This is a genomic window from Rugamonas sp. FW305-51 (assembly GCF_058786935.1).
On record NZ_JBYSZG010000023.1, the window covers coordinates 76,944 to 93,125 of the forward strand.

13 protein-coding genes are annotated in these 16,182 nt (G+C 68.8%); 12 read left to right on the top strand and 1 reads right to left on the bottom strand.

Annotated elements, in window-relative coordinates:
• Nucleotides 1-145: 145 nt before the first annotated feature.
• The gene (locus tag AC3WOS_RS16860) at nucleotides 146-1,474 is read right to left on the bottom strand and encodes a FecR family protein (protein ID WP_492717175.1); all 1,329 of its coding nucleotides are present in this window, start codon (nucleotides 1,472-1,474) and stop codon (nucleotides 146-148) included.
• A 210-nt stretch (nucleotides 1,475-1,684) separates the two neighbouring features.
• Here AC3WOS_RS16860 and AC3WOS_RS16865 point away from each other — a divergent pair, with 210 nt between their 5' ends.
• The 12 genes from AC3WOS_RS16865 to AC3WOS_RS16920 all read left to right on the top strand — a co-directional run bounded on the left by AC3WOS_RS16865 (nucleotide 1,685) and on the right by AC3WOS_RS16920 (nucleotide 16,137).
• Complete coding sequence (locus AC3WOS_RS16865; protein ID WP_492717176.1) at nucleotides 1,685-3,598, top strand: CHASE2 domain-containing protein; 1,914 nt, start codon at nucleotides 1,685-1,687, stop codon at nucleotides 3,596-3,598.
• A gap of 5 nt (nucleotides 3,599-3,603) precedes the next feature.
• Complete coding sequence (locus AC3WOS_RS16870) at nucleotides 3,604-4,824, top strand: tetratricopeptide repeat protein (protein ID WP_492717188.1); 1,221 nt, start codon at nucleotides 3,604-3,606, stop codon at nucleotides 4,822-4,824.
• Nucleotides 4,825-4,871: 47 nt separating this feature from the next.
• Complete coding sequence (locus AC3WOS_RS16875) at nucleotides 4,872-5,201, top strand: VanZ family protein (RefSeq protein ID WP_492717177.1); 330 nt, start codon at nucleotides 4,872-4,874, stop codon at nucleotides 5,199-5,201.
• Between the two features lie 25 nt (nucleotides 5,202-5,226).
• Nucleotides 5,227-6,060 (top strand): Crp/Fnr family transcriptional regulator, encoded by an 834-nt coding sequence (locus AC3WOS_RS16880; RefSeq protein ID WP_492717178.1) that lies wholly within the window; start codon nucleotides 5,227-5,229, stop codon nucleotides 6,058-6,060.
• Nucleotides 6,061-6,207: 147 nt separating this feature from the next.
• Entirely contained in the window at nucleotides 6,208-7,005 is a 798-nt protein-coding gene (locus AC3WOS_RS16885; RefSeq protein ID WP_492717179.1) for an ABC transporter permease, read from the top strand.
• Nucleotides 7,005-8,228, top strand: coding sequence for an ABC transporter ATP-binding protein (locus tag AC3WOS_RS16890; RefSeq protein WP_492717180.1), 1,224 nt, complete (start codon nucleotides 7,005-7,007; stop codon nucleotides 8,226-8,228). The genes AC3WOS_RS16885 and AC3WOS_RS16890 overlap by 1 nt, the downstream gene beginning before the upstream one ends.
• Entirely contained in the window at nucleotides 8,225-9,457 is a 1,233-nt protein-coding gene (locus tag AC3WOS_RS16895) for an FkbM family methyltransferase (protein ID WP_492717181.1), read from the top strand. Before AC3WOS_RS16890 ends, AC3WOS_RS16895 begins: the two co-directional genes overlap by 4 nt.
• Before the next feature lie 4 nt (nucleotides 9,458-9,461).
• On the top strand, nucleotides 9,462-12,674 hold the full coding sequence (locus AC3WOS_RS16900; RefSeq protein WP_492717182.1) for a glycosyltransferase: 3,213 nt from the start codon (nucleotides 9,462-9,464) through the stop codon (nucleotides 12,672-12,674).
• Between the two features lie 57 nt (nucleotides 12,675-12,731).
• Nucleotides 12,732-13,418 (top strand): NAD-dependent epimerase/dehydratase family protein, encoded by a 687-nt coding sequence (locus AC3WOS_RS16905; protein WP_492717183.1) that lies wholly within the window; start codon nucleotides 12,732-12,734, stop codon nucleotides 13,416-13,418.
• Complete coding sequence (locus AC3WOS_RS16910) at nucleotides 13,408-14,400, top strand: glycosyltransferase family 2 protein (RefSeq protein WP_492717184.1); 993 nt, start codon at nucleotides 13,408-13,410, stop codon at nucleotides 14,398-14,400. The genes AC3WOS_RS16905 and AC3WOS_RS16910 overlap by 11 nt, the downstream gene beginning before the upstream one ends.
• Nucleotides 14,400-14,783 carry a GtrA family protein gene (locus AC3WOS_RS16915; protein ID WP_492717185.1) on the top strand — a complete coding sequence of 128 codons (384 nt, stop codon included), beginning with the start codon at nucleotides 14,400-14,402 and terminating at the stop codon, nucleotides 14,781-14,783. Before AC3WOS_RS16910 ends, AC3WOS_RS16915 begins: the two co-directional genes overlap by 1 nt.
• Before the next feature lie 31 nt (nucleotides 14,784-14,814).
• The gene (locus AC3WOS_RS16920) at nucleotides 14,815-16,137 is read left to right on the top strand and encodes an NAD(P)/FAD-dependent oxidoreductase (RefSeq protein ID WP_492717186.1); all 1,323 of its coding nucleotides are present in this window, start codon (nucleotides 14,815-14,817) and stop codon (nucleotides 16,135-16,137) included.
• The last annotated feature ends 45 nt before the right edge of the window (nucleotides 16,138-16,182 follow it).

The following is a 16,182-nucleotide window of genomic DNA, read 5'->3' on the forward strand; positions in this document are numbered from 1 at the left end:
CGGCACGAATTTCGTTATAAGACCCGAAACCCGTAGATTAAAAATTTGAATATAAAAACTCACCAATATTCACTTATGCGCATATCCATAAAATAAAACCCGCCGGCGTATTGCACGCCGGCGGGCCCCGTAGACTGCCGAATAATTATTTAGTCCACACAATGGCGCCGTTGACGACGCGGTGGCCGTCCAGCCCGCCCTGGAACAGATAGGCGGCATGATTCAAGTCCGTCAACGCGCCCGTCACGCCGATGTTCATGCCCGGGATGCTGCGGTTGGTGGAGTAAAACAGGCCATCGGCCCCCACCTTGCCGGTCGATCCCAGCTTGAACACTTCGGACTGCCCGGTCAGCAAATCGAAGCTGGTAGTAAACGACGCTTTGTCGAAATTCATTGCCAGCAGGCCGTTTTGCACCGTCGCGACACTCTTTTGCGCCGTCAGCTGGTCCTTGACGACGGCCGACGCCTGCGCCATGGTAAAGCTGACGCTGCCGCTCGTGGGCGCGACGAAATCGCTGCCGCTGCGGGCGCGGAACAGGACGTAATCCTCGGTCATGGCCAGCCGGTCGGCGCCCGCCTTGCTCAGGCCACTGGTGGGCGCGGCGCCCGCGATCGTGGTCCAGCGCCCCCAGCTCACTTCCTTGGGCGGCAACGGCGGCACGGGCACGGGGTCGGTCTTGGTCACCTGCTCGGCCGGCGGCAGCTGCGTGTTCTTGTCGGTCGGCTGGGCGTTGCTTTCCGCCCCCTGTTGTATTAACACATTCTTTTTAGGGTCCAGACTGGGATCGGTCGACAGCACGCTGCCGCTCGCCGCCACCTTGCCCGGCTCGTCGCCGCGGGGCGGCGCCACCATGTCCGGCGCCAGCGAGTTGTTTCCCTGCAACAATTGCGGCAGCGACTGGCCGCGCTGTACTTGCAACAGCAGCCCTTTCTGGGCGGCGCTCAGTTCGCGTCCCGTGTTGCCTTCGCACGGGCCACTGCCTTCCGGACGGCAGGCGCCCACGAAGCCGCTCACGGTGATGCCGCCGGAAATGACGGTCACGCGCGACGTATCCTGGTCGGTGAAGACGGTAAAGTCCGTACCGCGCACGCCGATGGCGGCGACCGGGGTGTTGAAGCGGAAATTCTGGCGCGCCAGCTTGACGGCCTGGCCGGACTGGCTGCGGGCCACGCCGCTGATCAGCTCCAGCTTGATGCGGGTGTTGGCCGGATTGGCCGCATCCACGTGATAGGCGGCAATGCGGGCCCGGGTGTTGGGGCGCAGGATGAACAGGCCGTTGTCGATGGTCTTGATGTACAGGTAGCCGTCGCTGCCCGTGGTGAGCAGTTCGCCTTCGTTGACGGCGCCGTCCAATGCGGCCGGCTGGTCGGCAATGCGGGAGGCGCCGGCGACAAAGATGATCTTCCCCGCCTCCGCGGCCTGGGCCGCACAGGCTGCCAGCAGCAGGCTGGCCGTTAATATCAGTTTGCGCATCTTATTCTCCCGTTACCAGACCCGATTATCCTTGCCTGCGACAAATATTTCGGTGACCAGCGTCACATTTTACTGCAAGCATCAAACCTGCTTACAAACGTTACACTTTGTAGCAAAACGGCGGCAGGGGCCGCGAACAGGCTATACTCTCGCTGTTTATCCACTCACTGTCCACCGTCCCACAGGCTGACTGGCCCCCGCGCGCCATCCATGATCACTTTTTCAGCCTTGCGCTCCCTCCCACCGTCGGCCACGCGCCTGGTCCGCCTGCTGCTGGTGCTGCTGGCCGCCCTGCTGACCATGGGCATCGAATGGCTGCCGGCCCCGCCCTATGGCACCGGCTATTTCGCCGACGAATGGCTGCGCGACCACTATATCCGGCTGCAGACGAGCAGCGCGCCCGAACCGCGGGTGCTGGTGGTCGATGTGGACGAGAGCAGCCTGGCCACCCTCGGCCCCTGGCCCTGGCCCAGCGAACGCCTGGCCGACCTGGTGGAAATCCTGCTGACGGACTACCGGGCCCGGGGCGTGGGCCTCGATATCGTGCTGGGCAAGCCCAGCGGAACGGCCGGCGACCTGCGCTTGCAGTTGCTAGCGAGCAACGCACCGCTGGTGCTGGCCCAGGCCTTCGACTACAGCCAGACCCGGCCCGAGCCGCTGCGCGCCGGCACGCCGGCCGGGGCCGTGGCCGGACCGGGCGCGGGCGCGGCCGCCACCGGTTACCTGGCCAACCATGCCGGCCTGGCCGGCGCCAGCCATGTGGGCAATATCGGCTTCATTCCCGACCAGGACGGCGCCCTGCGGCGTCTGCCCCTGCTCACCAGCTACGGCGGACAGCGCTACCCGGCCCTGAGCCTGGCCCTGGTCAACTGCTGCGGCGGCCGGCCGCTGGCGCTGCCGGCCGGGGCCGACGCCGGTGCCGCCCGCGTGGCCTACCGGCGCGACTGGAGCGCCTACACGGTGGTCAGCGCGGCCGACATCCTGGCGCGCCGCATCGACCCGGCCAGCGCCGCCGAGCGCCTGGTGCTGGTGGGCTCGTCGTCGCTGAGCCTGGCCGACCGGGTCACCACGCCGCTGGCGGCCAACCGTCCCGGGCTGGGGGTGCAGGCGGCCATGCTGTCGACCCTGCTGGACCGGCGCGACGGCACCACGCCGGCGCCGTGGCCGGGCCGGCTGCTGGCCTGCGCCTATGGGCTGCTGGTGGCGCTGGCGGCCAGCTACACCTTCCCCCGCCTGTCGGCGGCCCGCAACGTGCTGCTGCTGTGCGCTGCGGCGGCCCTGTGGCTGCCGCTGGGCTACGCCATCAGCTGGCACGACGCCGCCTTCCCGCCCACCGGGCCGCTGGCCGGCATCCTGTTCCTGCTGGTGTTCGCCGTGCCCTACCAGTGGCAGCAGGCCCAGCACCGCTCGCGCCACCTGCTCGACACGCTGCGCCAGTACGTGGCGCCGGCCGTCGTGTCGGAACTATTGAAAAGCAATCTGCAAGACCCGCTGGCGCCGCGCCAGTGCGACATCACCACCCTGATCGCCGACATGGAAGGCTATACCACCCAGGTGGAGGCGCTGCCGCTGGAGGAAGCGGCGCGCCTCACGCGCGACTTCCTGGAATGCCTGACCGAGCCCGTCATCGCCACCCAGGGTACGCTCGACAAGTACACGGGCGACGGCCTGGTGGCGTTCTGGGGTGCGCCGTTACCAAATAATCAACATGCCGATTTGGCATTGGACGCGGCACGTGCTATTGTGCGGCGCGTGCAGGCGCTGAGCCTGGCGCAACAGGCGCGCGGCCGGCCGCCGCTGCGGGTGCGGATCGGCATCGACAGCGGGCTGGCCACGGCCGGCGACTTCGGCACGGCCGCCCGCAGCATCTACACGGCCGTGGGCGACAGCGTCAACACGGCCTCGCGCCTGGAGCAGGCGGCGCGCGATTACCCCCATGACGTGATCGTGGGCGAGGGCACGGTGGCGCGGGCCACCCGCCACCGCCTGCTGCGCTTGGGCGAACGTTTATTGCGCGGCAAGGAAAAGCCGACCGTACTTTACACTTTAGACAATGCTATGACCGTTTCGACCAAGCATACGGCGCCCGCCAGCGCCGCCCCGGCCGTGGAGCTGCGCCCTTGAGGGCCGTGCTGCGCACCGGGCTGCTGGCCCTGCTGCTGGCGGCGGGCGGGGCGGCGCGCGCCGAGCCCGACCAGGTCGAGACGGAGCTCATGTACCAGCAGGCGCTGCAATCGATCGCCGAAGGCCGCAAGACGGACGCCAGCGAAACGCTGAGCCGGGTGATCGAGCGCGAACCGCTGCACGCGGGCGCCTGGCTGGACCTGGCGCTGATCCAGTGCGCGCTGGGCCACGAGAACGAGGCCGAACGGCTGTTCGACGCCATCATCACCCGCTTCCACCCGTCGGCCGGCATCGTCCAGCTGATCGAGGAAGCCCGGGCCGGCGGTTGCCGCCACTGGCAGCCGCTGGCGCAAAGCAGCGTCAGCTTCGCGCGCGGCATCGCCCAGAACGTCAACCAGGGCGCCAGCGCCGCCAGCTACGTGGCCAACCAGGCCGGCGTGACGGTGGAACTGCCGCTGTCGGCCGACTACCGGCCCCGGCACGACCAGTACAGCCTGCTCTCGGCCGACTATCTGCGCGACCTGAGCGCCAACGGCAGCAGCGGCTTTGTCCAGTTCCAGACGCGCCGCTACGACAAGCTGGGCCAGTACAACTCCAGTTCCCTGTTCGCCGGCGTCGACACGCCGTGGCGCTTCGGCCACTGGAGCGTGCACGGCAGCGTCACCGTGGGCTTGATCACGCTGGGCGACCAGCTGTACCAGCGCCAGTCCCAGCTGCAGGCCCGGATCGGCCCGCCGCTGCCGCTGCCGGGCAGCATGCAGTTCAGCCTGACCACCGGCCTGACCCATGTGGAATACATGACGCTGAGCAACTTCAACGCCAACACGGCCGAGTTGCGGGGCCAGTTCAACTACCGCCTGGAAACGAGCAGCGCCAGCGCCACGCTGGCCCTGCTGGACGACCATGCGCTGGCCCAGCGCCCCGGCGGCGACCGTCAGGGCTGGCAGGCCGGCCTGCAGTGGCGCCACACCCTGCTGGGCGAACTGAACGGTGAGCTGGCGTTCAACCACCAGAGCTGGCACGGCAGCAGCTTTTACTCGCCCGGCTTTATCGACCAGGTGCGGCGCCAGGCGACCCAGGTGTTGCGCGCCACGCTGACCTATCCGCTCAGCCGCAGCCAGTCGTTGTTGCTGGAGGCGCGCCAGATCAGGAATCAGGAAAATATCTCGATCTTTCAGTACAATGACCGCCAATTGCAGCTGAGCTGGCAGTGGCAGGGGCCGTGACGCCGCGCCGCCCGCGTCAGCCGCCTCCCGACACAAGGTAGTCTCCTATGGTATTGAACTGGATCATCTTTCTCGCCTGCGCGCTGGCGATCATGCTGGGCTGCCTGCTGCCCAACCGCTGGCTGCCGTCGCCCTTGCCCAACGACAAGCTGATGCATTTCGCCGGCTTCGGCCTGCTCAGCCTGCTGGCGCTGCGCCTGGCCGACAACCGCTGGCAAGGCGCGTGCTGGCTGGTGGCGCTGCTGCTGGCCAGCCTGGCCGTGGAATGCCTGCAGCAGCTGGTGCCGGAGCGGGCATTTTGCTGGCGCGACATGCTGGCCAATGCGGCCGGCATCGCCAGCGCGGGCTTGATTGCGCTGCTGTACGCCGCCATCTAACCCTACCACCACCGAGTACACTGCAATGACCACGCCTCCCCCCGACAGCACGCGTACGCCAGACCCGGCACCGCCGGCCACGCCGGCCGTGCCGCCTGCGCCGGCCGTGGCGGCCACGGCGGCCGTGCCGTCCGCCGCCGCTCCGGCCGCCTCGGGCGCGCCCCCCGCTGCGTCGGAAGAGCAGCGCCAGATCCACATCCATTTGCGCAAGATTCCCCTGCTGTCGGAGCTGACGGACGAGGAAGTGCTGGCCATCAAGCCGGAAATCCGCATCCGCAGCTATGCCAAACGGGAAGTGGTGCTGCACAAGGGCGGCAGCGGCGACGGCTTGCTGTTCCTGCTGTCGGGCCAGCTGCAAGTGATCGACGTGACCGAGGATGGGCGCGCCGTCGGCCTGCGCATGCTGGCGCCGGGCGACTTTTTCGGCGAAATCGCGCTGATCAACAATTCCACCCGCTCGGCCTCGGTGGTGGCCATGACGGAGGTGCTGGTGGCCTTCCTGCCGGCGCCGGTGGCCATGCGCCTGTTCTCGCACTCGCCTTCGGTGGCCAAGCAGATGCTGCGCCACCTGGCCCAGAAGATCCAGCGCGATTCCGAATTCCGCGCCCTGCTGAGCATCAACAACACCACGCGCCGCATCTACACCTACCTGGTACTGATGAAAAAGGAGTTGCCCGACGGTACGGTGGTGGAAAACCTGCCCACCCACCAGGACATCGCCAACATGATCAACACCAGCCGCGAGACGGTGACCCGGGCCCTGCTCACGCTGGCCCAGCAAGGCATCGTGCAGAAGGAGCCGCACCGGCTCATCATCAAGAATCCGGCCGCCCTGCAGAAACTGGTGCAGGGCGAATAAAAAGATTCTCCTGTAACAACCTATTACAACTCTGGTAAGTCAATACGGTATAATCTGCCCCTCTCAATCTCAGGGGCCAGCAGGCTGGCACCATCGCATCCTGCCCATGAACCTCACCACTGCCACCATCGCGCCCGGGAGCACGGCATGACCCCCGCCATGGTCACGGCCCTGTGGTCCTACCGCGGCTACGTGCTGGGCAGCGTCCGGCGCGAGTTCCAGTCCAAATACCGCAACACCATGCTGGGCGCGGCCTGGACGGTGCTGAGCCCGCTGGCCATGATCGTGGTCTACACCCTGGTGTTTTCCCAGGTCATGCAGAGCCGCCTGCCCGGCGCCCAATCCCAATACGCCTACAGCATCTACCTGTGCGCCGGCGTGCTGCCCTGGGGCCTGTTCGCCGAAATGATAGGGCGCGGCCAGAACATGTTCATCGAACAGGCCAACCTGCTGAAAAAAGTGAGTTTTCCCCGCATCTGCCTGCCCATCATCATGGTGCTCAACGCGCTGGTCAACTTCGGCATCATTTTCGGCCTGTTTACCGTCTTTCTCATCGTCAGCGGCCAGTTCCCCGGCTGGCTGTTCCTGGCCCTGCTGCCGGTGCTGCTGCTGCAACTGGTGCTGGCCACGGGCCTGGGCATGGTGCTGGGCGTGCTCAACGTGTTCTTCCGCGACGTCGGCCAGTTCTTCACCATCTTCCTGCAGTTCTGGTTCTGGCTCACGCCCGTGGTCTATCCGGCCAGCGTGATCCCGGCCGCCGTGCGGCCCTACCTGGCCTGGAACCCCATGCTGCCCATCGTGCAGTCCTACCAGAACCTGCTGGTGAGCCACCAGGCGCCGGACTGGGCGGCGCTGGCGCCGGGCGCCGCGCTGGCCATACTGCTGTGCCTGCTCGGCTGGAAGCTGTTCCGCAAGCGCGCCGGCGAAATGGTGGATGAACTGTAATGGGCACCATCACCGTCACCGGCCTGGGCAAGGCCTATAAACATTATCCGACCCGCTGGGCCCGCCTGGGCGAGTGGCTGCTGCCGTTGCGCGGCCCGCGCCACCGCCTGCAGTGGATCTTGCAGGACATCGCCTTTGACGTCGGCAGCGGCGAGGCGGTGGGCCTGATCGGCATCAACGGCGCCGGCAAGAGCACCCTGCTCAAGCTGATCACGGGCACCACCCAGCCCACCACCGGCCACATCGCCCTGCAGGGCCGGGTGGCCGCCCTGCTCGAGCTGGGCATGGGCTTCCACCCCGACTTCACGGGCCGCCAGAACGTCTACATGGCGGGCCAGCTGCTGGGCCTGACGGTGGCCGAACTCGACGCGCTGATGCCGCAGATCGCCGCCTTCGCCGAAATCGGCGACTACCTGGACCAGCCGGTGCGGGTTTATTCCAGCGGCATGCAGATGCGGGTGGCGTTCAGCGTGGCCACCGCGCGCCGGCCCGACATCCTGATCGTGGACGAAGCGCTGTCCGTGGGCGACGCCTATTTCCAGCACAAGAGTTTCGAGCGCATCCGCCAGTTCCGCCGCGAGGGCACCACGCTGCTGCTGGTGTCGCACGACAAGCAGGCGATCCAGTCGCTGTGCGACCGCGCCCTGCTGCTCGACGGCGGCCGCCTGGTCAAGCAGGGCCCGCCGGAAGAGATCATGGACTATTACAACGCCCTGATCGCCGAACGGGAAAACGCCACCGTGCGCCTGGCGGCCCATGCCGGCGGCAAGGTGCAGACCGTGTCGGGCACGGGCGAGGCGCGGGTGGCCGACATCGTCCTGCTCAACGCCCAGGGCGAGCCGGTGGAAGTGGTGGACGTGGGCCAGCGCGTCACGCTGCAAGTGACGGTGCGCACCCACGCCACCATCCCCCGCATGGTGCTGGGCTACATGATCAAGGACCGGCTGGGCCAGCCCATGTACGGCACCAACACCCACTTGCAGGACATGCCGCTGACCGAGGTCGGCCCGCAGCAGCAGGTGGTGTACCGCTTCAGCTTCGACATGAACCTGGGCGCGGGCAGCTATTCGGTGGCCACGGCCATCGTCAGCACCGCCACCCACCTGGTCAACAATTACGAGTGGCGCGACCTGGCCTTGGTGTTTACCGTGGTAAACATGCAGCGTCCCCATTTTGAAGGGTCGGCCTGGCTCGACCCCACGATAGAGATCCTGCGCCCATGAGCTTCATTTCCTACGCCCAGAACTGCGAAGACGTGCTGCTGTGGCGCGCCCTCGGCCACCTGCCGCGCGGCTTTTACATCGACGTGGGCGCCAACGACCCCGAACTGCATTCCGTCACCAAGGCCTTCTACGACGCCGGCTGGCACGGCATCAACATCGAGCCCATGCCGTCCTACGGGGCCGCCTTCGCCGCCCGCCGCCCGCGCGACATCAACCTGAACGTGGCCGCCGGCGCCGCCAGCGGCAGCATCACGCTGTTCGACGTGCCGGCCGTCAACGGCTGGGCTTCCACCGACCAGGCCGTGGCCCAGGCCCACCGGGCCGAAGGCTACGACGTGGTCGAGCACACGGTGCCGCTGCTCACGCTCGACGCCATCTGCGCCGAACACGCGCCGCAGGACATCCATTTCCTCAAGATCGACGTCGAAGGCTACGAGGGCGACGTGCTGCGCGGCCTGGACTTGCAGCGCTGGCGGCCGTGGATCCTGGTGATCGAAGCGACGCTGCCCAACAGCCGCGTCACCAACCACGCCAGCTGGGAAGCGCTGGTCACGCAGCGCCGCTACCGCTACGCCTGGTTCGACGGCCTGAACCGCTACTACGTGGCGGACGAACATCCGGAACTGCTGGCGGCCCTGCAAACCCAGCCCAATGTGTTCGACGATTTCCTGCCGGCCGCCCTGGTGCAGGCCTGGGCCGGCGCCACGGCGGCCCAGCAGGCGGCCGAACAGGCGGCCGAACGGGCCGCGCTGGCCGAACAGCTGGCCGCCCAGGCCCAGGCCGAAGCGGCCGCCAGCCAGGCCGACTATCAGCGCGAACTGGCGCGCGCGCTGGCGGCCGAAGCCAGCGCGCAGCGGGCCGACGGCTGGGGCCGCGAACTGGAAGGGCGCCTGCAAGCCGTGTACGCCAGCCCGTCGTGGCGCTGGACGGCGCCGCTGCGGGCCCTGGCCACGCGCGCGCGCGGCGTGCGCCACGGCCTGCGGCGCCGCCTGGCCGGCGCGCTGCGCTGGCTGGTTGGCCGCGAACGGCTGCGCCGCCTGCTGTTGCCGCTGCTGGCCATGGTGCCCGGCCTGCGGCCCGGCGTGCGCCGGCTGTGGCAGCGCATCCAGGCCCCGCCCGCGGCGGGCGCGGCGGCGCCGGCCGTGGCGCCGGAACTGCAAGCGCTGAGCCCGGCCACGCGCGCCGTGCTGGCCGACCTGCAGCGTGCCTGCCCACCCCGAACCGAATAAGCCCATGCAGCCCATCCGTCTCGTCATCGATCTCCAAGCCTGCCAGAGCGGCAGCGCGGCGCGCGCCGCCGCCGCGCTGGCGCTGGCCCGGCAACTGGCGCTGGCCGCCGGCCCGCACCAGGTCTGCATCGCCCTGAACGCGCGCTATCCCGACACCGTCGCCGCCCTGCGCCTGGCCTTCGCCGACTGCCTGGCGCCGGACCGGGTGCAGGTGTACGAATTGCCCGACGCGGGCAACGACCCGTGGCTGGCCCCGGCCTGCGCCCTGATACGGTCCGCCTTCCTGGCCGCCCGGCAGGCCGACGTGGTGTTCGTGCCCTATCTGCTGGGCGCCGAAACGGCCACCGACGTGAGCACCGTCTGCGCCCGCTTCGACGGCTACGCCACCGTGCTGCACCTGGCCGAGCCGGCCGCACTGGCCGCCGCGCCGGTGCAGGCCGCGCTGCGCCAGGCGGCCCTGGTGCTGGCGGACGATGCGGCCACGCTGGCGCAACTGGCCGCCCTGCCGGACGGACCGGCCCGGGTGCAGGCGCTGGCCGGGGCCGACGCCCTGTGGCCGGCATTCGCGGCCCTGGCCGCCGGCCGCGCCGCCACCGCGGCCACACTGACGCTGGCCACGCCGGCCATGACGGCGCCGGCCGCCGCGCCGGCCACGGTCATGCCGGCCGCCAAGCCGCGCCTGGCCTACATCTCGCCGCTGCCGCCGGAAAAATCGGGCATCGCCGACTACAGCGCCGAGCTGCTGCCCCAGCTGGCGCGCTACTACGAGGTGGACGTCATCCTGGCCCAGCCGCAGGTCAGCGATGGCTGGATCACGGCCAACCTGGCCCAGCGCGACCTGGCCTGGTTCGACGCGCACGCGCAGGATTACCAGCGCGTGCTGTACCACTTCGGCAATTCGCCCATGCACCAGCACATGTTCGCCCTGCTGGCGCGCCACCCCGGCATCGTGGTGCTGCACGACTTCTACCTGGCCAACCTGATCGACTACATGGACCACCACGGCCAGCCCGGCCTGGCGCTGCGCACGCTGGCCCGCTCGCACGGCTACAGCGGCCTGCAGGGCCACGCGCGCCTGGGCCGCAACGACGCCGTGTGGGCCTACCCCTGCAACCGCGACGTACTGGAACAGGCCGACGGCGTGATCGTCCATGCCGAGCTGCCCCGGCGCCTGGCGGCCCACTGGTACGGCCCGCACATGGCGGCCGACTGGCGCGTGCTGCCGCTGCTGCGCGGCGCGGCCGCCGACAGCGACCGCGGCGCCGCGCGCCGGGCCGCGCGCGCCCGGCTGGGCCTGGCGCCCGAGCGCTTCCTGGTCTGCTCGTTCGGCCTGCTGGGCGCGACCAAGCTCAACGACACGCTGCTGTCGGCCTGGCTCGCCTCGCCGCTGGCCAGCGATCCGCAATGCCAGCTGGTGTTCGTGGGCGACCTGACGAGCGGCCCCTATTGCCGCGCGCTGGCGGCCCGCATCGCCGCCCTGCGCGGCACGCCGGTGCGCATCACCGGTTTTGTCAGCCAGGACGATTACCAGACCTATCTGGCCGCCTGCGACGTGGCCGTCCAGCTGCGCACCGACACCCGCGGCGAAACCTCGGCCGCCGTGCTCGACTGCCTGATGCATGGCGTGGCCACGGTGGCCAACGCCCACGGTGCCAGCGCCGAACTGCCGCCGGCCGTGCTGCACCTGCTGCCGGAACAGGTGACGCCGGCCGTGCTGGCCGACGCGCTGGCCCAGCTGCGGGCCGACCCGGCCCGGCGCGCGCGCCTGGGCCAGGCCGGCGCGGCCTACGTACAGGCCGAACATGCGCCCGAGCACGTGGGCCGGCTGTACCACGCGGCGATCGAACACTTTGCCACGCGCGGCGCGCGCCACCAGTACCGCACGCTGCTGGCGGCGCTGGGCGCGTTGACGGCGCCGGCCACGCCGGCGGCGCTGCGCGCGGCGGCCGCCGCCATCGCCGCCAACCTGGCGCCGCCGGCGCCGCGCCAGCTGCTGGTGGACGTGTCGGCCATGGTGCAGACGGACTTGAAGACCGGCATCCAGCGCGTGGTGCGCAGCATCCTCATGGCCCTGATCGCCCAGCCGCCGGCCGGCTACCGTATCGAGCCCGTCTACAGCCCGGGGCAGGGCGAACCGTACCGCTACGCGCGCCACTACATGGCCGCGCTGGTGCCTACGCCGCCCGCGCCGGCCGACGACGCCCCGGTCGACGTCCAGCCGGACGACCTGTTCCTGGGGCTGGACTTGATGATGCACGGCACCCAGCAGAACGAAGCCCAGCTGCAACGCTGGCGCAACCGCGGCGTGCGCCTGTTCTTCGTCGTCTACGATATCCTGCCCGTGCTGCGCCCGGCCCTGTTCCCGTTCGGTGCGGCGGCCGACTTCGCCAACTGGCTGGCCACCATCGCCCGCCTGTCCGACGGCCTGCTGTGCATTTCGCGCGCCGTGGCCGAGGAACTGGGCGACTGGCTGGAGACGCACCGGCCGCAGCGGGCCGGGCCGTTACGGCTCGGCTATTTCCACCTGGGGGCCGACATCGATGCCAGCGCCCCCAGCACCGGCTTGCCGCCGGACGCCGACACCATCCTGGCGGCCGTGGCCAGCCGGCCCACGCTGCTGATGGTGGGCACGGTGGAGCCGCGCAAGGGTCACGCCCAGGCGCTGGCCGCCTGCGAGCTGCTGTGGCGCGAGGGGGTGGAAGTGAACCTGGTCATCGTCGGCAAGCACGGCTGGATGGTCGATCCGCTGGCGGCCGCCCTGCGCGGCCACGCGGCCAACGGCAGCCGGCTGTTCTGGCTGCAGGGCGTTTCCGATGAGATGCTGCTGAAACTGTACAATGCTGCGTCCGGCTTGCTGGCCGCCTCCGAGGGCGAAGGTTTCGGCCTGCCCCTGATCGAGGCGGCCCAGCACGGCTTGCCCATCGTGGCGCGCGACTTGCCCGTGTTCCGCGAAGTGGCCGGCGAGCATGCCGTCTATTTCGACGGCACCACGGACACGGCGCTGGCCGCCGCCTTGCGCCACTGGCTGGCGCGCTGGCGCGCCGGCCAGGTGCCGCCTTCGTCGGCCATGCCCTGGCTGACGTGGGAAGCGAGCGCGCGCGCGCTGCTGGCCGCCATGCTCGCGCCCGGCTGGCAACGGCTGGTGGCGCCGGCGGCGGACTGCGCCCTTGCGCCGGCTGAAGACACAACGGCCAGAAGCTGGCATCATGGCCGCTAGGTACGTGCTTTTTAAATAACGCGCCACGGGCGCATCGTCATCAACGAATCGAGTCTTATGATAGTAGGTAAAGGGCTGCTGGCCCAGGCATTCACGCCCGCCTTCGCGGCCCGCCACAACATCGTGCTGTTCGCCTCGGGCGTGTCCAATTCCCAGGAGACGCGCGCGGAACAATTCGCGCGCGAGCGCGCCATGCTGGAACAGGCCCTGGAACTGAACCGTTTCCTGATCTATTTCAGCACCTGTTCCGTGTCCGACCAGGAACTGCAGCATTCGCCCTACGTCCAGCACAAGCAGGCGATGGAGGCGCTGATCCTGGAACGGGCCGGCCAGAAGGCCATCTTCCGCCTGCCGCAATTGGTGGGGGCCACCCCCAACCCGCACACGCTGACCAACTACCTGCACCACCAGATCAGCACCGGCACCCCGTTCAAGGTGTGGCTGCACGCGCGCCGCAACCTGATCGACGTGGCCGACGTGGCCGCCATCGTCTGCCACCTGCTCGACAACCATGCGGCCGACGGCGTGGTCACCAACGTGGCCAGCCCGCAGTCGGTGGGCATCCTGGAACTGGTGCACATCTTCGAGCAGGTGCTGGACCGGCGCGCCAGCTACGAGACGGTGGACGCCGGCGCCAGCTACGACATCGAGGCAGCGCTGGCGCTGCGCACGGCCGCCGCGGCCGGCATCACGTTCGGCCCCGATTATGCCGCACTACTGGTAAGGAAATACTATGCACGCTAATTCGCCCGCGCCGCTGGCGCTGTCCTTCGTCATTCCCGTCTACGGCAGCGAACAGGTGCTGCCCGAGCTGGTGACGCGCCTGCAGGCCGTGCTCGACACGCTGCCCGGCGTGCGCGGCAGCTATGAAGTGATCTTCGTGTGCGACCGCTCGCCCGACCGCAGCTGGCACGTGATCGGCCAGCTGGCGGCGCGCTACCCGTGGGTGCGCGGCATCTTGCTGCGCATGAACGCGGGCCAGCACAACGCCCTCATGGCCGGCTTCGCCCAGGCCCGCGGCGAGATCGTCATGACCATGGACGACGACTTGCAGCACGCGCCGTCGGACATCCCGGCCCTGCTGGCCGAGCTGGCCACGGGACGCGACGTGGTCTACGCCCGCTTCAAGAACCGCAAGCACGCCAGCTGGAAGATCGCCGGCAGCCGCCTGAACGACCTGGTGGCCGGCTACCTGATGCAAAAGCCCAAGGGCCTGTACCTGTCGCCGTTTCGCGCCATGCGCGCGGCCATCGTGCGCGACATCCTGCGCTACCGGGGCCCCTATGTGTATGTCGACGGCTTGCTGCTGTCGGTCACGCGCAACATCGGCACGGTCGACGTGGAACACCACGACCGCTACGCCGGCGACAGCGGCTACAGCCTGCGCAAGTCCATTTCGCTGTGGCTCAAGATGGCCACCAGCTTCTCCATCGTGCCGCTGCGGCTGACCTCGTTCGCCGGCATGTTCTTCGCCGGCCTGGGCTTCCTGCTGGCCGTGCTGCTGGTGATCCAGAAGTTCACGCTGGACTTGATGCCGATCGGCTGGTCGTCGCTGATCGTGACCATCCTCATGATAGGCGGCATCCAGCTGGTGGCGCTGGGCATGCTGGGCGAATACCTGGGCCGGGTGCTGCTCACGCTCAATTCACGGCCCCAGTACGTGATCGGCGACAGCGTCGGCCTGGCCGGCGCGCCGGCCGCGCCCCAAGACGAGCAGGTGGCCTGATGCAGCAATTTCTCCTGTACTGCCTGTGCGGCGGCCTGGGCGTGTCGACCGACTACGCCGTCTATTACCTCAGCTACAGTGCCGGCCTGTGGTACCAGGGCGCCAACGGCCTGGGCTACCTGGCCGGCACCCTGCTCAGCTTCGCGCTCAACCGCGTGCTCACCTTCGGCATGCGCGACCGCGTGCTGCAACGCCTGGGCCTGTTCCTGGGCGTGGCCGCCGTCGGCTACAGCGCCTCGGCCGTGCTGCTGTGGGCGCTGGTGCAATATGGCCAGCTCGACCCCCGCATCGCCAAGCTGATCACGCTGCCCATGGTGGTGCTGCTGCAGTTCGGACTGAACCGCCGCATCACGTTCCAGCCCGCCCCGGCCCGCGGCGCCTGACCTCTTTTCCGACCGTATCGATAGAATGCTTATGACTCAGCAATTTGACGCAGTAATCGTCGGCGCCGGCTTCACCGGCCTGACCGCCGCCCTGACGCTGGCCCGCGCCGGCCAGCGCGTGGTCGTGCTCGACGCCGACACCACCCCCGGCGGCCTGGCCGGCACCTTCGACTTCAAGGATGGGGTCACCATCGAGAAGTTCTACCACCACTGGTTCGACAACGACGTCTACGTGCCGGAACTGGTGCGCGAACTGGGCATGGAAGGCGACGTCGTCATCATGCCCTCCAAGACCGGCATGTATTACAACGGCAAGCACTGGCGCCTGTCGACGCCGCTCGACCTGCTGCGCTTTTCGCCGCTGCCCCTGCTCGACCGCATCCGCCTGGGCCTGATGGTGCTCAAGGTGCGCAAGGTCAAGGACTGGAAATCGATCGAGCACCTGTCGATCCGCGAATGGCTGGAACCGCTGTGCGGCAAGAACGCCTACCGCGTGGTGTGGCAGCCGCTGATCGAAAACAAGTTCAATGTGCACCAGGACGCCATCAACGCGGTGTGGATGTGGAAGAAACTGGTGCTGCGCGGCAGCACGCGCGACGCCAAGGGCGGCGAGCAGCTGGCCTACTTCAAGGGCGGCTTCGGGCGCCTGGCCGAAGCGATGGCGGCCGAGATCCGCCGCCTGGGCGGCGAGATCCGCTACGCCACCCCCGTCACGGCGGTGCAGGCCGGGCAAGGCCAGCTGCACGCCGTGCAGACGGCGGCCGGCCCCGTGGCCGGCAAGCAATTCCTGTTCACCCCGGCCTTCTCGCTGATCGCCGACATGTTCGAAGGCCAGGCCGAGGCGGCTTGGCTGGAGCGCCTGCGCCGCGTCAAGTACCTGGGCAACGTGTGCCTGGTGCTGCAGCTGGACCGCAGCCTGTCGGACACCTACTGGATCAACGTCAACGACCCCGGCTTCCCCTTCGTGGGCGTGATCGAACACACCAACTTCGACAGCCCGGCCAACTATGACGGCAAGCACATCGTGTTCCTGTCGCGCTACCTGGCCAAGGAAGACCCGCTGTGGGCGGCCGAGGACGGCGCCTACCTGGACTTCGCCCTGGGCCACCTGCAACGCATGTTCCCCGACCTGCAGCGCGACTGGATCCAGGACTTCCGCATCTGGCGCGCCGAGTTCGCCCAGCCCGTGACGGAAGTGGGCTATTCGGCCTATGTGCCCGACCGCAGCACGCCTTACGGCAACGCCACCATCAGCACCATGGCGCAAATCTATCCGGAAGACCGCGGCACCAACTACGCCATCCGCGAAGGCAAGGACGTGGCCCGCCAGATCGCGGCCCGTCTGGCGTCCTGAACGCCACCGGGCCCGTGCCCGTCCCGCCGCCGGCGGGGGGGGCGC

Bases quoted from the DNA above. Each gene is read 5' to 3' on its own strand.
- AC3WOS_RS16890 (WP_492717180.1), top strand. From the start codon at position 7,005: ATGGGCACCATCACCGTCACCGGCCTGGGCAAGGCCTATAAACATTAT.
- AC3WOS_RS16895 (WP_492717181.1), top strand. From the start codon at position 8,225: ATGAGCTTCATTTCCTACGCCCAGAACTGCGAAGACGTGCTGCTGTGG.
- AC3WOS_RS16875 (WP_492717177.1), top strand. From the start codon at position 4,872: ATGGTATTGAACTGGATCATCTTTCTCGCCTGCGCGCTGGCGATCATG.
- AC3WOS_RS16915 (WP_492717185.1), top strand. From the start codon at position 14,400: ATGCAGCAATTTCTCCTGTACTGCCTGTGCGGCGGCCTGGGCGTGTCG.
- AC3WOS_RS16910 (WP_492717184.1), top strand. From the start codon at position 13,408: ATGCACGCTAATTCGCCCGCGCCGCTGGCGCTGTCCTTCGTCATTCCC.
- AC3WOS_RS16860 (WP_492717175.1), bottom strand. From the start codon at position 1,474: ATGCGCAAACTGATATTAACGGCCAGCCTGCTGCTGGCAGCCTGTGCG.
- AC3WOS_RS16905 (WP_492717183.1), top strand. From the start codon at position 12,732: ATGATAGTAGGTAAAGGGCTGCTGGCCCAGGCATTCACGCCCGCCTTC.
- AC3WOS_RS16885 (WP_492717179.1), top strand. From the start codon at position 6,208: ATGACCCCCGCCATGGTCACGGCCCTGTGGTCCTACCGCGGCTACGTG.
- AC3WOS_RS16900 (WP_492717182.1), top strand. From the start codon at position 9,462: ATGCAGCCCATCCGTCTCGTCATCGATCTCCAAGCCTGCCAGAGCGGC.
- AC3WOS_RS16920 (WP_492717186.1), top strand. From the start codon at position 14,815: ATGACTCAGCAATTTGACGCAGTAATCGTCGGCGCCGGCTTCACCGGC.
- AC3WOS_RS16865 (WP_492717176.1), top strand. From the start codon at position 1,685: ATGATCACTTTTTCAGCCTTGCGCTCCCTCCCACCGTCGGCCACGCGC.
- AC3WOS_RS16880 (WP_492717178.1), top strand. From the start codon at position 5,227: ATGACCACGCCTCCCCCCGACAGCACGCGTACGCCAGACCCGGCACCG.